Genomic DNA, 17,952 nt, shown 5'->3' on the forward strand with positions numbered 1-17,952 from the left:
CCCGCAGTCGCCACCGCTCCCGCATCGGTTGCCGCAACGCGAAAAGGGAGGGCTTTCGGACCGGACGGGCGCCGCTGCGGGCGCGTGCACGGTCCGAAAGCCCTCCCCATTTCACCCCGGGACACGCTCCCGAACGCTCAGCCGTGGAGCAGCACGGGGAAGGCCTCCGTGTCGTTCTGCGTCATGACCGGGAGCTTACGGAGCTCGTCGTCGGCCACCGCGAGCTTCAGCTCCGGGAAACGCCCGAACAGCGCGGGCAGCGCGATACCGGCCTCGACCCGGGACAGCGCGGCACCGGGGCAGATGTGGGGCCCGTGGCCGAAGGTCATGTGCCGGATCGGGGTCGGCCGGGTGATGTCGAAGGCGTCGGCGTCGTCCCCGTGCTGGGCGACGTCGCGGCCGATGGCCCGGTAGGAGATCACCACGCCCTCCCCCTTGGCTATCACCTGGTCGCCGACCTGGATGTCCTCGGTGGCGAACCGCATCAGCAGGTGGGTGGTGGGGGTGTCCCAGCGCAGCGTCTCCTCGATCACCGTCTCCCACGGGATCTCTCCGTCGAGCACCTTGCGCAGCTGGTCGGGGTGGGCGAGCAGTGCGCGTACGGCGTTGAGGATGAGCCCGATCGTGGTCTCGTGCCCTGCGGCCACCATGGCCTTGAGGTTGCCGACGACCTCCTCCTCGGTGAGCGGCTCCCCGCCCTCCTCGGCGAGGATCAGCGCGCTGGTGAGGTCGTCCGTGGGGTGCGCGGTCTTCGCCCGGACCAGTTCGGCGTAGAAGACGTCGAGCTCGGCCAGGAGGGCCAGCCGGTCCTCCTGCGGGGTGAGCATCGAGAAGAAGGCCTTGTACTGCCGGGTCAGCATGGGGTGGAGGGCCTCGTCGACCCCCATCAGCAGCCCGACGACCTTCATGGGGAGGGGCTGGGCGAACACGGCCTTGAGGTCGACGACCCCGTTCTCGCCCTGTGCGGTGAGCGCGTCCAGCAGCTCCTCGGTGAACTTCTCGATGTCCGGGCGGATCGCCTCCAGCCGGCGGGGGGTGAGGGCCTGGGAGGTCTTCGTCCGCAGCCTGCGGTGCTGCTCGCCGTCCACGGTGAACATGGAGCGTCCCGCGTCGATCATGCCGATCAGCGGCCAGGCGTGGGTGACCTCCCCGCTCTGCCAGAGCCCCCAGGCGTCCAGGTCCTTCACCAGGCGTGTGTCGACCAGGAGTTGACGCGCCTCGGCATGCCGGGTGACGGTCCACGCGGGGACACCGAGGAGCTCGATGCGGGCGAGCGGGACGGAATCCCGCAGCGCTCTGGTCTCACCGTCGAGGTCCTGGACCATGGGGTCGATCACCACGGTCGCGTACGGGCAGTTCACAGCGGGTCTCCAGTCGTGTGTACGGGGGCGAACCGGACGGGCAGTGCGTTCATGCCGCGCAGGAAGGCGGACGGCCGGCGGACGAGCTCCTCGGCGGGGACGGCGAGTTGGAGGTCGGGGAGCCGGTCGAGGATGACCTCGATGGCGGTACGGGCAATGGTCTCCGCGATCTCCTGGGCGGGGAAGGGGCAGCGGTACTCGCCGTGGCTGAACGCCAGGTGCGAGCCGTTGGCCGCATGGTGCCCCGCACCGCCGGACACCACCTCCTGGCGTATCAGCGGGTCGGTGTTGGCTGCCCCCAGGCCCAGCAGGAGCATGTCCCCGGCGCGGATGGTCCGGCCGCCGAGCTGCGTGTCGCGGGCCGCCCAGCGGCCGGCGAGGATCTGGGTCGGGCTCTCCTCCCAGAGGACCTCGTTCATCGCGTCACCGACACTGCGCCGCCCGCCGGTGAGGGAGTCGGCGAACTGGTCCTCGGTGAGCATCAGCCGCAGGGAGTTGCTGATCCAGTCGGCGGTGGTGAGGTGCCCGGCGGCGGTGACGGCCATCAGGTCGAGGGCGTACTCCTCGTCCGTGAAGGGCTCCGGGTCGGCGAGCATCCTGGAGGTGACGTCGTCGCCGGGCGCGGCCCGCTTGGCCGCCACCAGCCGCCGCATGTGCTCGCCGAAGCGGCCGTACGCCTCCTGGGCGCCGGGCCCGCCGTCGGCCAGGTCCTTCAGGACCCGGGCGATGTCCGTCCCCTCCGTGTCGGGGAAGCCGACGAGGCGGGCGAGGACAAGCACGGGGAGCGGCTCGGCGAAGTCGGCGACGAGGTCGGCGGTGCCCTGTGCGGCGATGCCGTCGACGAGCCGGTCGGCGAGCTGCTCGCAGTGCCCGCGGATCTCGAACGGGTCCGCGGCCTCGAGCGCGGGCACCACCATCGCGGAGTGGCGACGGTGTTCGGCGCCCGCGGTGAAGTAGATGGAGGGCATGGGCCGTCCGACCATCGGGAGCAGCGGCCAGTCCTCGGGTATGTGCTCCCACTGGTTCCACAGCCCGACGTCCCTCGGGAAGAGTTCCCCGTCGCTGGTGACCTGGTGGAGCTCGCGGTATCCGACGACCAGCCAGGCCGGGAACCCGCCGGGGAGTTCGACCGGCACGACGGGCCCGTGGGAGTGGCGCATGGTCCGGTACAGGGCCTGCGGATCGGTGTGGAACGCGGGTCCGCCGAGCGGCACGGGGGTGTCGGCGGCGTGCGCGGGGCAGCCGCCGCCCGGGGCGGACGCGGCGGATAAGGAGGGGGTCGTCATCGTACGGACTCCTGGGAGACGGCTTCGCGCGTTGCGGCCATACGATCAACGCGCCCCCACTATAGGGAGGTTGCGTGAAGCTCTGGGCAGCGTTCGGGCAGCGGACCTTCACGCGTGTCCCCGACCACCGTGACCGGCAGCTGTCCTGAGGAGTCACCAGGCAAGGGAGGGCACCCCGCCGGGTTCTACGCCGAGGGGGCCGCGAGGAACGCGCGGGCCGCCGCCGCCCCGGCGTCCACGTCCCAGCCGGTGGCGGGGACGACAGCGGCCACCATGCCGGCATCGACCTCGCCGTCTGCGGCGACGAGCGCGTCGATCGCTTCGAAGGGGGGCCGGCCCCCCGCGGAGTCAGGCATGCGCCGGACGGTGGCGAGAACCTTCCCCCGGGTCAAGGCGGTGGTGAGCACGGGCAGCCCCACACTCGTGAACCCGTCGTCGAGTTCGTAGTCGGCCCGGTACCAGGCCCTGCCGTCGAAGCCGTACACGAAGCCGAGGAAGAGCTCCGCGTCCCGGACCCGGCGGACGGGCGGCTCCCACCACTCGGGCGCACCGGCCAGCAGATCGGTCTCCTTCTCCTCGAAGAAGTCGGACGCCTCGGCGTAGAAGGTCTCCGAGTCGTTGCGGTCCTGCCCGAGCAGCACCGCACGGCCCTCGTCGAGGTGATGCAGATCGGCCCAGCTGCCATGCCCGTCGTCGTAGTGCCACACCGGCCAGAGCGCCTGGCACCGCTCACCGTGCCCTGACGCCGCCTGCACGGCGGCGACGGCCGCCCAACGCCCCCGCAGCGCCATCGGGTCGGGAAGGTCGAGCTGCACCAGGGCCATGGCCGTACTCCTTCGCGCGTCGTCGTGGCCCGGTCGGTCGCCGTGCCTTCTCCGGGATTCCGCGTCCCGGGGACGGGCTCCCGGCCCGCCGGACCACTGGGCGCGGGTCCTTTTCGTCGCACGTGTACCCTCGCCGGGCACCGGTATACGCTGCCTGATCATGCGCATATCAGCACACGGGCCGGCCGTCGGCGCCGCCGCAATCGTCACTGTCCTTCTCGCCGCGGTCACCGGTTGCTCGTCCTCCGGCTCCTCCGACGGTGACGAAGGCTCCAAGCTGCTCACAGCGCTCGGCAGCCTCGCCGAAGACGGCGGCACGAAGCAGGTGACCTTTCTCGACGCCGCCCGTCTACGGGAGTTGAGCAAGGACGACGCGAAGCGGTTCGCCTCCGTCTCGCAGCCGGCCAGTCCCCTGCTGAATCCCTCCCAGCCCGGCCTCCTCGGGCAGGAGTTCGAGGTGGCACAGATCGACACCGCGGTCGACACCGACGAGGCGGGGCACTGGGTGGGCTCGTTCGACGCGACGGCGGTCACCGGGTCGCTGAAGTCCAACGGCTATACGCAGAGCGAGAAGGACGGCCGGGAGGTCTGGGCGCACCCCGGCGGTACGGGGGCTTCGCTCCATGTCTCGGAGGACGAGATCTCCTACTCCACCCGGGACTCCGACGCCATGGCCGCGGTCGACCCGGAGGAGGGTGCCTCCCTGGCCGACGACAAGGAGTTCCGGCGGGCGGCCGAGTGCCTGGGTGACGTCTACCGCGCGGACTTCAACCCGATGAGCTCCTCCAATCCGGTACGCCTGGCCGCGCTGGGCCAGCGGGCGGGCTCGGCGGCCGAGAACACCGAGGTCCTCTGCTTCGTGGTCGAGGACGACGCGGCGGCCGAGAGCCTGGAGGGCGAGCTGCGGGAGGTCGTTCGTGCCGAGTCGCCGAAGTTCGACGGCACGAAGGTGACCGTGGAGAAGGGCGACCAGCCCGTGGTGCGGGCCGTGGTGCCTGACAGCGCCACTCAGCGGCCGGGGCGGCTGATCATCTCCGACCTCGAGCTGTGGATGGCGGCTGCGGAGTAGCCGCGCGGGGAGACGGCAGCGCTGCCGTCTCCCCGCGCGTCCTGCCTGCGGGTGTCAGAGGCACTTTCCGCTCAGCCAGGACTTCAGTTCCTTGGGCCAGGTGGTGACCATCGCCTGCGAGGAGACGGGGGTGGCGAACTGGTCCAGCTTCTCCTGCCAGGTGGCGTACTGGCCGGAGGCCGGCGGAGCGGGCTCTTCCCAGCCGACCGCCGCCGAGTCGACCCAGCGGGGGTAATTCTTGAGTGTGGCGCCGAGACCGGCCGCCTCGATGCGCTTCGTGAGTTCGGCCTTCAGGTCGGTGTTCTTGGCGCCCGTATAGATCATGATCTTCTGCGTGGCGACACGCTCCGCGATGGGTGCGATGACCTCGTTCCACGCGGTCTCACGGATGGACGCGTTCGTGCTGAGCAGTGACTGTCCGGCCTCGCCCTTGAGCTCCACGAACGCTGCCATGTTCTGGCTCCTGGCGCTGTCGAGCCATTCGCGGAAGGTGTACACGGTCTCACCGATGTACGGACCGTGGTCGATCGTGCGGCCCTTGAGCTGGTCGGCGCCGGTGGCCCACCAGATGTCCGTGACGTCGGCCTTGGGGCCCGTGAGGCCCCTGGTCGTGCTGTTGTGCCACATCACGCCCTTGGTGCCGTCCTTGGTGAGCTGGAGGTCGGCCTCCACACCGCCCGCTCCCCAGCTCTTCTGCTGCGCGAGCCCCTTCGGGTGGTTCGGCTGACGAACCTGGTCCCGCTCCCAGGCGTTCGCCCCGGTCGGGTAGCCGCCGTGCCCGTAGACCACCGGGCAGACGGGCAGCGGCTGTGGGCTGCTGTAGCGCTCGAACATGTGGACCCGGTCGAGGGTCCAGCCCTTGGGTTCCGCCCAGCTGTGCAGTGCTTCGCCGAGGGTGCCGTCGGCCTTGGCGGTGAAGGTGATGGCCTTCGCCCGTGTGTCGCTGTATCCGTAGAACGTGGCCAGGTCGTCGCGCCCGTCACCGTTGTAGTCGCCGGTGACGATGCGCATCTGGGACCGCTCGTACCACCCCGGCACGGCGTTCAGGAGCTCGCGCCGGTTGCCGAACTTGCCGGTGGCGTCGAGATCGAAGCCGATCAGGGCGTCGTGCCCGTCGGCGTAGTCGTACCAGGCGGCGAACTCGTCGCGGCCGTTGCCGTCGAAGTCACCGGAGTGCACGCTCACCCGGCCGAACTGCCAGCCGGTGGACTCCCAGCCGCGTACGGGCTCCTCGAACCCGCCGTCGGGCCTGGCCGTGAAGGCCATCAGCCTCACGGTGCCGGCGGTGTAACTGTCCAGGACACCGATGTCGTCGCGGCCGTCACCGTTGTAGTCACCGGTGGCGAACTTCATGCGGTCGACCTCCCATCCGTCGGCGGCGGTGCGCGCGAAGGACGGGGAGGGGGTGCCGAAACCGCCGTCGGCGTCGGCCAGGAAGGTGAAGAGCTTGTCGTCGCCGTTGCGGTAGTCGTACCAGGCGGCGATGTCGTCGCGGCCGTCTCCGTCGAAGTCACCGGCCTCGGCGGTGATGGCGTCGAAGGTCCAGTTGCCGGGGGACACGGCCCAGGAGGAGAAGTGGGCGGCGAAGGTGCCGTTGCCCGTGCCGAGCCAGGTGAGGAGGGAGACCCGCCCGTCGTCGTAACCGTAGAAGGCGGCGACGTCTCCCGTCCCGTCACCGTTGAAATCACCGGTGACACGCTTCATGTGCTCGGCCCAGAAGTTGCCGGCGGCCGATTCCCAGGCCCTGTTGGGTGCGGGGAAGCTGCCGTCCGAGTCGGCCAGGAAGGCGCGCATGCCGTCGTGGCCGTCGTCGTAGTCGTACCAGGCGACCATGTCGCTCCGGCCGTCGCCGTTGTAGTCGTGGCGGGGGCTCTTGTCGGCCGCCCGGACGGTGGCTGTGCGCGTTGTGCCGTCGGGCTGGGCGGCGACGGAACTGACGTACGGGAACCCGGTCGGTCCACCAGCGGTGCCGGTGGTGGACGCGACAGCCGCCGACGACTCCCCGCTCACGTCGGCGCTCGCGCTGCCGGTGCCCGCCTGCGGACCGAGCAGGGCGCACACGACAGCGGCGCTTATTATGCAAAGCTGCCCAAGAGGTCTCTTCATTCGGCTGTTCATTCATCCCCCACGTTTCATGTCCACTGTCACTGGACGAGAACGCGCCCGCGTTCCACGGACACGCTTCGCTCCGCCGCCCGAGGATCTGTCACCCCCTCGGCCGCCGGGGGTCCCCCCTCGACCCGGCAAAGCCGCCGATGATTAGATCACCGGCGCGCCGGTGTGGACAGCCCGCATGAAGTCAACTCCGCGGCGGCCGGGCACCGGAAGCCCCGCGGCGAACCGTAGCGGCGCCACGGGTACTCCTCACGTGGACGGCCTGCAGCGAGCACGACCGGGCGGCGGGCCGGCCACCCAGCCACTCGGGTCCTGAAGCCCGAGTCGGCACCGATTGCCCCGCCCCCGGCGGTTGTCGCGGGCGCCCGTTGCCCCGACGATGGGGTGGCATGCCGCCATGGACGGGAGGGCGAGTTGACGGATCCCTGGGTGGCTCTGGCCGCCGATGCGAACCCCGGCGTCCGGCTCGGTGAACTTCGGCGTGCGCACGAGGTGTTCACCTCCGACGGGCGACTGGAGACGCCGGTGCGTACCGTCGTGGGCCAGTCGTGGCGGCGGTCCGCCCGTGCGCGGGTCAGTCCGGACGGTGCGGCGCTGGTCGAGCTCGGCGCGGAGGAAGTCGGGCCGTACCGGGACGCACATCCCCTGGCCCGTGTCATGCCGATGATCCGTGAACTCATGAGTGCCTACGCCGTGGACGGCGAGCATCTGCTCGCGGTCTGCGATGCGCACGGCAGGCTGCTCTGGGTCGAGGGGCATGCCCGGGCCCGTCGGCGTGCGGAGCGGATGAACTTCGTGGAGGGCGCCCGCTGGGCCGAGTCGGAGGCCGGGACGAACGCGCCCGGCACGGCGCTCGCGGTCGACCGCCCTGTCCAGGTGTTCGGCGCCGAGCACTTCCTCCGGCCGGTCCAGCAGTGGACGTGCGCGGCCGCCCCGCTGCACGATCCGCACACGGGCCGGCTGCTCGGTGCCGTCGACATCACCGGCGGGGACGGGCTCGCGCATCCGCACAGCCTGGCGTTCGTACAGGCCGTGGCGCGCGCCGCCGAGTCCCAGCTGGCGCTCGTGGCGCCACCGCCCGCCACCGGCTCGGTACAGCTGTCCGCGCTCGGCCGTGACGAGGCGCTCCTGGTGGCGGGCGGGCGCAGGATCCGGCTCAGCAGGCGCCACAGCGAGATCCTGGTGACGCTGGCACTCCATCCGGAGGGCCTCGGCGGTGACGAACTGCTGATCGAGCTGTACGAGGACGAGTTCGTCCCCGCGGTGACGATCCGGGCCGAACTCGCCCGGCTGCGGCGGCTTCTGGGACCGGAGCTGCTGCGCTCGCGTCCGTACCGGCTGGGTCTGCCGGTGGACGCCGACTTCGACACCGTCACGCGCAGGCTGGAGTCCGGGGCGGTGGCGGCGGCGCTCGGCGCGTATGCGGGCCCCCTGCTGCCGCGTTCGCAGGCACCGGCCGTCGTCCGGCTGCGGCACCGGATCGCCGGGCAGCTGCGTGCCGCGCTGATCGCCCGGGGCGATCCGGGGCTGCTCGCCGACTGGGCGTACAGCCCGTGGGGTGCGGAGGACCTTCCTGTGTGGCGGGCGTTCGCCACGGCGGCGCCCCCGGAGAGGCGGGCGGCGCTCCTGGCCAGGGCACGGGCGCTCGACGAGGAGCAGCGCTCGTAGGGCAGCACACGGGGGCGGGCCGTGCAACGGCGTTGCAACGTCGCGCTCCCTAGCCTCGCGCCGAGGGCCGTCCAACGGCGGGCGGCACCGGATCCGGGAGGCCACAGAGATGACCCGTTACGCCGCGCCGGGCACCGAGGGTGCCATCGTCTCGTACGAGTCCCGTTACGACCACTGGATCGGCGGCGCCTACGTCCCGCCGGCCCGTGGTCAGTACTTCGAGAACCCGAGCCCCGTCAACGGCCGCCCCTTCACGGAGATCGCCCGCGGCACCGAGGACGACGTCGAGCGCGCCCTGGACGCGGCCCATGCGGCGGCTCCCGCCTGGGGTGCCGTCTCCGCGGGTGACCGGGCGAACGTCCTGAACAGGATCGCCGACCGCATGGAAGCGCATCTGGAGGAGCTGGCGGTCGCCGAGAGCTGGGAGAACGGCAAGCCGGTGCGCGAGACACTGGCCGCCGACATCCCGCTGGCCATCGACCACTTCCGGTACTTCGCGGGTGCGCTGCGCGCCCAGGAGGGCTCGCTCAGCGAAATCGACGACGACACCGTCGCGTACCACTTCCACGAGCCGCTGGGTGTGGTCGCTCAGATCATTCCGTGGAACTTCCCGATCCTGATGGCTGTGTGGAAGCTCGCCCCCGCGCTGGCCGCCGGGAACGCGGTGGTCCTGAAGCCCGCCGAGCAGACCCCCGCGTCGATCCATGTGTGGATGAGCCTGGTCGCGGATCTGCTTCCCCCGGGTGTCGTCAACATCCTCAACGGTTTCGGCGCGGAGGCGGGCAAGCCGCTCGCCTCCAGTCCGCGGGTCGCGAAGATCGCGTTCACCGGCGAGACGACGACGGGGCGCCTGATCATGCAGTACGCCTCGGAGAACCTCAAGCCCGTCACCCTGGAGCTGGGCGGCAAGTCGCCGAACATCTTCTTCGACGACGTATGGGCGAAGGACGACGACTTCCGGGACAAGGCGCTCGAGGGGTTCACCATGTTCGCCCTCAACCAGGGCGAGGTGTGCACATGTCCGTCGCGGGCGCTGATCCAGCGGGGACACTACGGCGAGTTCCTCGAAGCGGGCATCGCCCGTACCGAGCAGATCGTGCCGGGGCACCCGCTGGACACCGACACGATGATCGGCGCGCAGGCCTCCACCGAGCAGCTGAAGAAGATCCTGTCGTACCTGGAGATCGGACAGCAGGAGGGGGCGAAGATCCTGACGGGCGGTCAACTCGTCGAACACGGCGGTGATCTGGAGGGCGGTTACTACGTCCAGCCGACGATCTTCGAGGGTGACAACCGTATGCGTGTCTTCCAGGAGGAGATCTTCGGTCCAGTGGTCGCCGTGACGTCCTTCTCGGACTTCGACGAGGGGATCAGGACGGCGAACGACACGCTGTACGGGCTCGGGGCGGGCGTATGGACCCGGGACACCAACACCGCCTACCGGGCGGGCCGGGCCATCAAGGCGGGCAGGGTCTGGACTAACTGCTACCACGCCTATCCGGCACACGCCGCCTTCGGCGGATACAAGCAGTCGGGCATCGGCCGGGAGAACCACAAGATGATGCTGGAGCACTACCAGCAGACGAAGAACCTGCTGGTGTCGTACTCGCCGAAGAAGCTCGGCTTCTTCTAGACGCCACAAAGAGGGGCGCCTGACCAGGGGAAATGCCTGCCGGACGCCCTTCGCGGCGCACGGGGCGGCGAAGGAACGGGCACATCCCAGCGGACAGAAGCCATGTCCCCGCCGCGGCCGACGGCCGACCGGGATCCGCGGGCCCCGGTCGGCCGTCGGCCTTCCGCCTCGCCTACTTCAGGGCGTAGGCACGGGTGATGGTCTGCACGGTGCGGTTGCCCGCGGCGTCCCATGCCTCCGTCCTGAGGGTGACGAAGCCGTTGGTGTCCGTCAGTTTGGGGTGTCGGAGCTCGACCCGGAAGGAGTTGCTGTCCTTCCTCCGGACCTCGGCCGACGTCCAGGTGGCCCCGTCGTCGTAGGAAACCGAGACCTTGGCGCCGTCCATCGCGGTGGAACCGGTCCAGCCCTTGGCGCGGCCGGCGTTCACGGTGAAGGAGTACGCCTTCTTGGCCTGAACCTGGTTGAGTGCGTCGAGCGGTATGTCGTAGTCGAGCTGCACCGCCGGGATCGCCTCGCAGACGGTGGGCACGGGAGAGAACTCGGCGCAGCCCTCGACGGCCATCGTGGTCGGCGCGGCGGAGGTGAAGTTCCACTCGGTGCGGATCCTGCCGCCCAGGGTGATGCCCGGAGTGTCCTCGCCGGTGCGCGTGAGCTCCTGGACGAACCGGTAGCCGGCCTTCTCCGGGACCATCAGCGTGCTGGTGTCGGTGATCCGGTCGCCGTTGCGGTAGTAGGCCCAACTACTGCTCATGCCAGCCGCGTTGTGCCGTGCGTCGCTGTCCCTGGCCAGCACGGCCGTACGCGTCCAGACGTCGCTGCGGCAGAAATTGCAGGGGCCTTGAGCGTCCGCCGTCGGTCGCATCGGCGCGGCGAACCAGTGCTCCTCGTACGTCTTGCCCGGCGAGTCGTAGGCGCCGCGGGGGCGGTTCATGGTGCCGTCCGCGGTTTTCGTGCCGCGGTAGACCGACGGTCTGTAGGCCAGGTCGGGGCCCGCCAGCACGTAGTCGTCCCTGCTGGTGCCCGCGTTGACCAACTGCATGGCACGAATCGACGTCTCCTGGCCCGGGTTGTACGCGTGCAGCGTCTCCTGGCCGAGGTGGCGTACCTGGTCGGAGTGGAAGGTGTTCCTGACTTTCGCGAAGTCGTCCGAGTCCGCGCTTCTGGCAAGCCTGGCAGGAATCCTGCCCTCCGCGGCGAACGGTGTCGAGTAGGAGTAGCCCGACTCCAGAACGCCGCTCAGCGCGATGCCGACCTTGCCCTTGGCCAGCAGCGAGCGCAGGCTGCGCCCGCTGTCGTAGCCGGTGTTGACGACCGGGACGGTCAGATCGCCGGCGACCACCCCGATGCCCAGGTGCCCCGGGGCGGTGGGCGCCACGATCACGGCCTTGGCGCCGGCCGCCGCGACGCGCCGTACCTTGTCGTCCACCGCCGTCGGATCGGCAGCGGAGATGAGCACGGCCTTGCCCTTGACGTCGTGTACCGCGGAGTCCTCGGCGGTGCCGGCGTCGGCCAGTTGCAGCTTCCTGGTGCCCTCGAAGCGCGGGGCGAACGCCGGCATCGTGATGGGGATTGCGGCGCGCTGCGGTCCGGTGACCGAGAGCTGGGCGAGTGGCTGGCGTTGCGTGAGGAAGGTGAACAGCTCAAGAGTGCCGGTGGTGGCCGCCGGGCTGGGAACGGCACCGATCTTGCCTTCGGAGCCGTTGAGCAGACCGGCATCGGCGATGAAGCTGCGGTGGCCGCCGGCCCCGTCGTCACGGGTGATCTGGGTCATCCAGGCGGCACGCTGCAGCGGCCGCTTCTCGCCGGTGATCTTGACGGTGACGTCGGTCGCGGTGCTGCCCTCGACCGTCCGGGTCTGGTCCTCGCCGGCTACGTCGACCTCGGGCAGGGCGAACAGGTCCACTGCGTAGGTCCGCTGCGGATCGTTCGGATCCGCGGTGTACATCGCGCCCTCCATGGAGTACCGGCCCATCGGCAGCGAGAACGTCGTACTGCCCGAACCCGCCAACGTCGTCTGCAGGAAGTTGCTGTTGTCCATGCCGTGGGCGATCAGCTGTACGAAGCGGGGCGTGTCGCCGAAGCGGTCGGTGAACTTGACCGTGACGTCGTGCTGCTCGATGTCCATGACGAGGCCGACCGGTGTGTGCACGGATTGTCCGCTGTCGGCCGTGGCGGTGAGGTGCCCGCTGTACTGGCCCGCCGCCAGGGCGTTGGGGTCGAGCGTGACGGTGACCTCGGCGCTTCCGGCTGCGGGGACCGTGACCTTTCCGTCGCTCACCTGCGGGCCGGAGACGGTGACCGTGCCGTCGGGGACGGTGGCGCCGTCCTTGCCCTTGACCGATGCGGCGAGCATCAGTGTGGCGGCGGCGGTACCGGTGTTGCGAAGGACGATCTTGCGGGTCTCCTTCTCGTAGGTGCCCGGCTGCCATTCGACGAGACCGAAGTCGGCGGTCCCGGACAGTTCCAGCTGCGGGTCGAGCGCGGCCGCGACATCGACCCGCCCGTAGCCCTGCTGGTAGACGGTCTGGGTGGCGGCCGTCTTCGAATGAGCCGTCAGAGCCTCCTTGATGCGCTGACCGGACCACTCGGGGTGGCGCTGCTTGAGGATCGCCGCGGCTCCGGAGACGTGCGGGGTGGCCATGGACGTGCCGTTGGCCGCCGTGTAGTCGGCGTCGACCGGGGTGCCCATGGCCGTTCCTGCGGCGCGGGCGGCGACGATGCCGACTCCGGGAGCGGTGATCTCCGGCTTGATCCCCATGTCGCCGATACGCGGGCCGCGACTGGAGAAGTTCGCCAGGGCGTCGGCCTTGTCGACGGCGCCGACCGTGAGTGCCGCGTCCGCGGTGCCGGGCGTGCCGAGGGTGCTCTCACCGCTGAGGCCGTCGTTGCCGGCCGCGATGACGAACAGCGCGCCCGAGGATGCGCTGAGCGTGTTGACGGCGCTGGTCAGGGGGTCGTCGCCGGGAGTGGTGTCACGGCCGCCGAGACTCATGCTCACGACGTCGGCCCCCTGGGAGACCGCCCACTCCATCCCGGCCAGGATGGCCGAGGTGGGGCCGGATCCGTCGTTCCCCAGCACCTTGCCGATGACGAGGTCCGCTCCTGGGGCGACACCCTTGTACGAGCCGCCCGAGGCGGCGCCGCTGCCGGCGATCGTCGATGCGACGTGTGTGCCGTGGCCATGGCCGTCCTGCACCGCCTCGCCGGAGATGAAGCTCTGGCCGGCGACGATCCTCGACGTGATGTCGGCGTGGTTCAGGTCGGCGCCGGTGTCCAGCACGGCGACCTTCACACCCTTGCCGTCGAAGCCCGCGGCCCAGGCATCGGGGGCGCCGATCTGCGGCACGCTCCTGTCCAGTGCCACCTCGGCCTGGGCGTCGTACCAGAGCTTGGCGATCCCGGCGGATCCGGGGACCGCCCGGCCGTGTGCCGTGCCCGGCGCCTGCTCGACCGACCGCCAGAAACTCTTCGCGTCCTTCTTGTCGACGTCGACCGCGGCCAGTCCCAGCCCGGGCATCACCCGCGTCCGCGTGCTGGCCGGCAGATCCGCGGCCCGCTGCTTCAGTGCGGCGGCGGACGGTGTGCCCTGGAAGTCGACGATCGCCGGGAGTTCATCGGTGCTCGCGTCGCCGTGGCCGTCCTCGAGCATCCGCGTGACGTTGAACAGTTCACGGTCGACGGTGCCGGAGGCCACGACCGCCAGCGAGTCCTCGGGGTAGACGTAGAGATCGCCGTCCTGCCCGTTCAGGATCTGGAACCGCTCCGAGGAGCCCGTCCCGGACACGATGCTGACCGACTGCTTGCCGTCGGCATCAGTGGTCACGGCGACCTTGTCCCCGGTGATCAGTGTGAGCGTCGACGCGGGCGTCGTGGGGGTGGACAGCAGGCCGGGGGGATCCGGCGTCGGTGCGGCCGAGGCCGCGCCCGGGAGGCTCGTAGACGACAGGACGATGGCGATGGCCACCGCCCCACCGACCGTGCTGGAGCGCCGCCGCCCGTGGAAGGGGATGTGCATCAACTTCCCTCACTGTTCGAGAAAATGGCGTGCCGAAGGTCCGAAGCTCGTTCGGTACGGATGAGGAGTACGGATGAGGAACACCGAGGCGTTCGGAGCGCTGCTCGGGACACCCAACCTGCCATGACGCGTCCCCGTCAGGAACGGCTTCCGTGGCGGCTCTCCGCCACGGCACATAGCCGCCAGACGGTCCTGTGGTCAGCCGACGGCCTTCGAATACAGACTCGTCGCCGCACCCGGAACCACCCTTCCCCGGGTGCCCGAGGAGTACGTCGATGATCAGACTTTCCATGGGCGGCGGGAGAGCAGGGCTGCTCGCCGCGGGCATCTCGTTGGTGCTGCTCTCGTCAGGGCAGACCGCCGCTGCCGGGAACGCCGCCACTGCGGTGCCGGACACCTTCAGGGGGTCCCCCGCCTCGAGCACGACCGTCGTGCTCGTCACCGGCGACCGGGTCACCGTCACCGACCTGGGCGGCGGCAGGAAGACCGTCACCGTCGAGCGGGCCGAGGGCGCGACCGGAGCCGTACGCAACGAGATATCCGACGGCCGGATCACGGTCATCCCCGACGAGGCCCGTCCCTACCTGGCATCCGGTGCCCTGGACAAGCGGCTGTTCGATGTCAGCGGTCTCATCGAGCAGGGCATCACGGACGAGTTGCCGCTGATCGTCACGCACGGCAAGGGTGCGCGGGCCGCCACGCCGCGCGGCACCGAGACCGTCCGCTCCCTGCCCAGCATCGGGGGCGCGGCGGTGGAGGCGACGGATCCGGCCGCGTTCTGGCGGTCGTTCACCTCGCCCACCACCCGCTCCGCGGGCGGGAAGGTGTGGCTGGACGGCCGGGTCGAGGCCACCATGGCCCAGTCCAACGACCAGATCGGCTCACCGAAGGCGTGGGAGGCGGGGCTCACCGGCAAGGGTGTGAAGGTTGCCGTCCTCGACACCGGGGCCGACCTCACCCACCCCGACCTGGCCGGCCGGGTCGCCGAATCCAAGTCCTTCATCGAGGGCCAGGAGGTCGCCGACCGCAACGGCCACGGCACCCATGTCTCCTCCACGGTCGGTGGCAGCGGCGCCGGTTCGGACGGGCTGGAGAAGGGTGTCGCGCCCGGCGCCGACCTCGCGGTCGGCAAGGTGCTCAGCGACGCGGGTTCCGGCACCGAGTCGCAGATCATCGCCGGCATGGAGTGGGCCGCCAAGGACATCGACGCGAAGATCGTGTCGATGAGCCTCGGTTCCTCCGAGGCCAGTGACGGTACCGATCCGATGGCTCAGGCCGTGAACACGCTCAGTGCCGAGACCGGCGCGCTGTTCGTCATCGCCGCCGGCAACCGCGGCGCCCCGGGCACCATCGGCTCGCCCGGCGCCGCCGACTCCGCGCTGACGATCGGCGCCGTCGACTCCGCCGACAAGGCCGCCAGCTTCACCAGCCAGGGCCCCCGCTCCGGCGACCAGGCTCTCAAGCCCGACCTCTCCGCGCCCGGCGTCTCCATCCTCGCCGCCCGCTCCCAACTGGTCTCCGGCACTGGTCTCTACACGTCGATGAACGGTACGTCGATGGCGACCCCGCATGTCGCCGGTGTCGCCGCGCTGCTCGCCGAGAAGCACCCGGACTGGACCGGCGCGCAGCTCAAGAACGCCCTGATGTCCTCGTCGAAGACGCTCTCCGCCTCCTCCTACGCGCTCGGCGCCGGCCGGGTCGACGTGGCCGCGGCGATCACCGCGGACGTGACGGCCACCGGCTCCGCCGACCTCGGCTTCTTCTCCTGGCCGTACGAGGAGAACAAGCCGGTCACCAGGACCGTCACGTACACCAACTCCGGTGATCAGCCGGTCGACGTGAGCCTCGCCGTCGAGGGCGCGCCCGCGGACGTGGTCACCCTCGCCGACTCCACGCTCACCGTCCCGGCCCACGGCAGCGCGCGGACCACCGTCACCGGTGACGGCGCGAAGGCCCCCGTCGGCAGCCTCTCCGGCCGGATCGTCGCCTCGGCGGGCGGCGCCCCCGTCGCCCACACCGCGATCGGCCTGGTCAAGGAGGAGGAGCGCTACACCCTCACCGTCCACGTCAAGAACCGGGACGGTGCCCCGACGGCCGCCAACCTCGGCGTGAAGCTGCTCGCGGCGGGCTCCACCGCCTTCCCGGCGGCCGTCGGCGAGTCCGGCACGCTCGAACTGCGGCTGAAGCCCGGCACGTACGACGTGAGCACCTTCCTCGACGTGCGCGGCTCCAAGGGCAAGGACTCGCTCGGCCTCGGCCTCCTCACCGACCCCGAGATCGTCCTCGACCGCGACCGTGAGATCACCCTCGACGGGCGCAAGCTCAAGGAGATCCGGGCCGAGGTCGACCGGCGGACCGAGAGCCGTCAGACCCTGATGGAGTTCGACCGCAAGGCGAACGGTGCCTCCTACAGCGCCGCCGTGCAGATCCCGGTCAAGTACGACTCGCTCTTCGCGGCCCCCACCCGCAAGCCCGCCACCGGCACCTTCGAGTACCGGACCGTCTGGCGCCTGGGCAAGCCGATCGTGGAGGCGGGCGTCGGAGGCGACCGGCTCTCCGGCGCCACCCTCCAGCCGGGCACGACCCTGCTCGAAGGCCGCTCGCGGCTCGGGCTCGTCGACGTCGGCACGGGCACGGCCCCCGAGTACGCGGGCAAGAACGTGAAGGGCAAGGCCGTCCTGGTCCGCGCCGGCGCGCTGACGCCCGTCGAGGTCGCGCAGGCCGCCCAGGACGCGGGCGCCGCCTTCCTGTTCGTCACCGACGACGCGCCCGGCCGGCTGAACACCTGGTTCGGCACGGCGGCGTACGAGAACCGGCCCCTGGCCGTGGCCACCGTCAACGCGGCCGACGGGGCGCGCCTCGCGTCCGCCGCGGCGCGCAAGAAGTCCGTGGACCTGAACGGCACCCGCTTCACGCCGTTCACCTACGACCTGTCCGAGGGACACCCGGGCGCGATCCCGTCCGACCTGGTCTTCAGGCCGGGCGAGGACGAACTGGCCACCGTCCGCTCCACGTTCCACATGCCGACCGGCCGTCAGGAGCTCGGCGGCGAGTTCCGCTACTCGGTCACCGACACCTTCCCGATCGGCTTCGGCTTCAAGGAGTACATCTCCTTCCCCGCCGAGCGCACCGAGTACGTCTCCACCACTCGTGGCCAGGGCTGGCACGAGTCGGTCGACCTCGAGAACTCCCTGGAACAGCGTGGCGGGATCATCTCGTACCGCGGTGACACCCGCACGGACCGGGAGTGGTTCAAGCCGGTCTGGCACCCGTGGCTGGGCACCGGCCTCGGCTGGGGCCAGGAGCGGTCGGGCAACAACCTGCAGTTCAACACCCCCGGCTGGGGTGACTCGGGCCCCGACCACACGGGCTTCGGCGACGTGTGGAACGACGACACGATGACCCAGTTCACGGAGGTGTACGTCAACGGCGCCCGCGTCGACCGCACGATGAGCTCCGGCGCCTACGCCCGGAACGCCCCGGCCGAGGAGGCCGAGTTCAGGGTCGTCACCGACACCACGCTGGACCCGGCGCGCTGGCGGCTGTCGACCAAGGGCCACTCCGAGTGGACCTTCCGCTCCGAGGAGACCCCGGTGGGCAGTTGGGCCTTCCTCCCGCTCATCAACCTCGGCTTCGACGTCGACACCGACCTGAAGGGCGATGTGCGCGGTGGGAGCCGCCTGCCCGTCGGGATATCGGCGGAGTACGTGAAGGGCGCGCCGGACACCGGCACGCTCGGCGGCGGCACGCTGGAGGCCTCGTACGACGACGGCAGGACCTGGCAGAAGGTCGCTCTCAAGAAGTCGTCGCGCGGAACGGCCTGGACGGGGGAGCTGCGGGTCCCGAACAGCGCGGAGTTCGTCTCCCTCCGGGCGGGCGCGACCGACGACCGCGGTGGCTCGGTCACGCAGGAGATCATCCGTGCGGTGGGGGTGAAGTAACCGCGATCCCCGGCGGTGGATGAGGAAGGCCCGGTTCCGC

The 17,952-nt window shown here is 70.6% G+C and carries 9 protein-coding genes; 4 read left to right on the forward strand and 5 right to left on the reverse strand.

Annotation, left to right across the window (positions count from 1 at the left end):
* Nucleotides 1-137: 137 nt before the first annotated feature.
* From ACIRD8_RS34160 to ACIRD8_RS34170, 3 genes are all read right to left on the reverse strand, one after another.
* Nucleotides 138-1,325, reverse strand: a complete 1,188-nt coding sequence (locus ACIRD8_RS34160; RefSeq protein WP_404000611.1) for a cytochrome P450 — start codon at nucleotides 1,323-1,325, stop codon at nucleotides 138-140.
* A 32-nt stretch (nucleotides 1,326-1,357) separates the two neighbouring features.
* Nucleotides 1,358-2,647, reverse strand: coding sequence for a cytochrome P450 (locus tag ACIRD8_RS34165; RefSeq protein WP_404000480.1), 1,290 nt, complete (start codon nucleotides 2,645-2,647; stop codon nucleotides 1,358-1,360).
* A 185-nt stretch (nucleotides 2,648-2,832) separates the two neighbouring features.
* The gene (locus tag ACIRD8_RS34170; RefSeq protein ID WP_404000483.1) at nucleotides 2,833-3,471 is read right to left on the reverse strand and encodes a proteophosphoglycan 5; all 639 of its coding nucleotides are present in this window, start codon (nucleotides 3,469-3,471) and stop codon (nucleotides 2,833-2,835) included.
* 160 nt (nucleotides 3,472-3,631) lie between these two features.
* Here ACIRD8_RS34170 and ACIRD8_RS34175 point away from each other — a divergent pair, with 160 nt between their 5' ends.
* Nucleotides 3,632-4,540, forward strand: coding sequence for a hypothetical protein (locus tag ACIRD8_RS34175; protein WP_404000486.1), 909 nt, complete (start codon nucleotides 3,632-3,634; stop codon nucleotides 4,538-4,540).
* A gap of 54 nt (nucleotides 4,541-4,594) precedes the next feature.
* Here ACIRD8_RS34175 and ACIRD8_RS34180 read toward each other — a convergent pair whose 3' ends face one another.
* Complete coding sequence (locus ACIRD8_RS34180) at nucleotides 4,595-6,601, reverse strand: FG-GAP-like repeat-containing protein (protein ID WP_404000488.1); 2,007 nt, start codon at nucleotides 6,599-6,601, stop codon at nucleotides 4,595-4,597.
* A gap of 468 nt (nucleotides 6,602-7,069) precedes the next feature.
* Here ACIRD8_RS34180 and ACIRD8_RS34185 point away from each other — a divergent pair, with 468 nt between their 5' ends.
* Together ACIRD8_RS34185 and ACIRD8_RS34190 are read left to right on the forward strand one after the other, a co-directional pair.
* Nucleotides 7,070-8,323 carry a GAF domain-containing protein gene (locus tag ACIRD8_RS34185; protein ID WP_404000491.1) on the forward strand — a complete coding sequence of 418 codons (1,254 nt, stop codon included), beginning with the start codon at nucleotides 7,070-7,072 and terminating at the stop codon, nucleotides 8,321-8,323.
* Nucleotides 8,324-8,432: 109 nt separating this feature from the next.
* Nucleotides 8,433-9,956, forward strand: coding sequence for an aldehyde dehydrogenase family protein (locus tag ACIRD8_RS34190; protein WP_404000494.1), 1,524 nt, complete (start codon nucleotides 8,433-8,435; stop codon nucleotides 9,954-9,956).
* 172 nt (nucleotides 9,957-10,128) lie between these two features.
* Here ACIRD8_RS34190 and ACIRD8_RS34195 read toward each other — a convergent pair whose 3' ends face one another.
* The gene (locus tag ACIRD8_RS34195) at nucleotides 10,129-13,971 is read right to left on the reverse strand and encodes a S8 family peptidase (RefSeq protein ID WP_404000497.1); all 3,843 of its coding nucleotides are present in this window, start codon (nucleotides 13,969-13,971) and stop codon (nucleotides 10,129-10,131) included.
* 275 nt (nucleotides 13,972-14,246) lie between these two features.
* Here ACIRD8_RS34195 and ACIRD8_RS34200 point away from each other — a divergent pair, with 275 nt between their 5' ends.
* Entirely contained in the window at nucleotides 14,247-17,912 is a 3,666-nt protein-coding gene (locus ACIRD8_RS34200) for a S8 family serine peptidase (RefSeq protein WP_404000500.1), read from the forward strand.
* Nucleotides 17,913-17,952: the final 40 nt, after the last annotated feature.

The organism is Streptomyces sp. NPDC102451 (assembly GCF_044765485.1).
Lineage (GTDB): Bacteria > Actinomycetota > Actinomycetes > Streptomycetales > Streptomycetaceae > Streptomyces.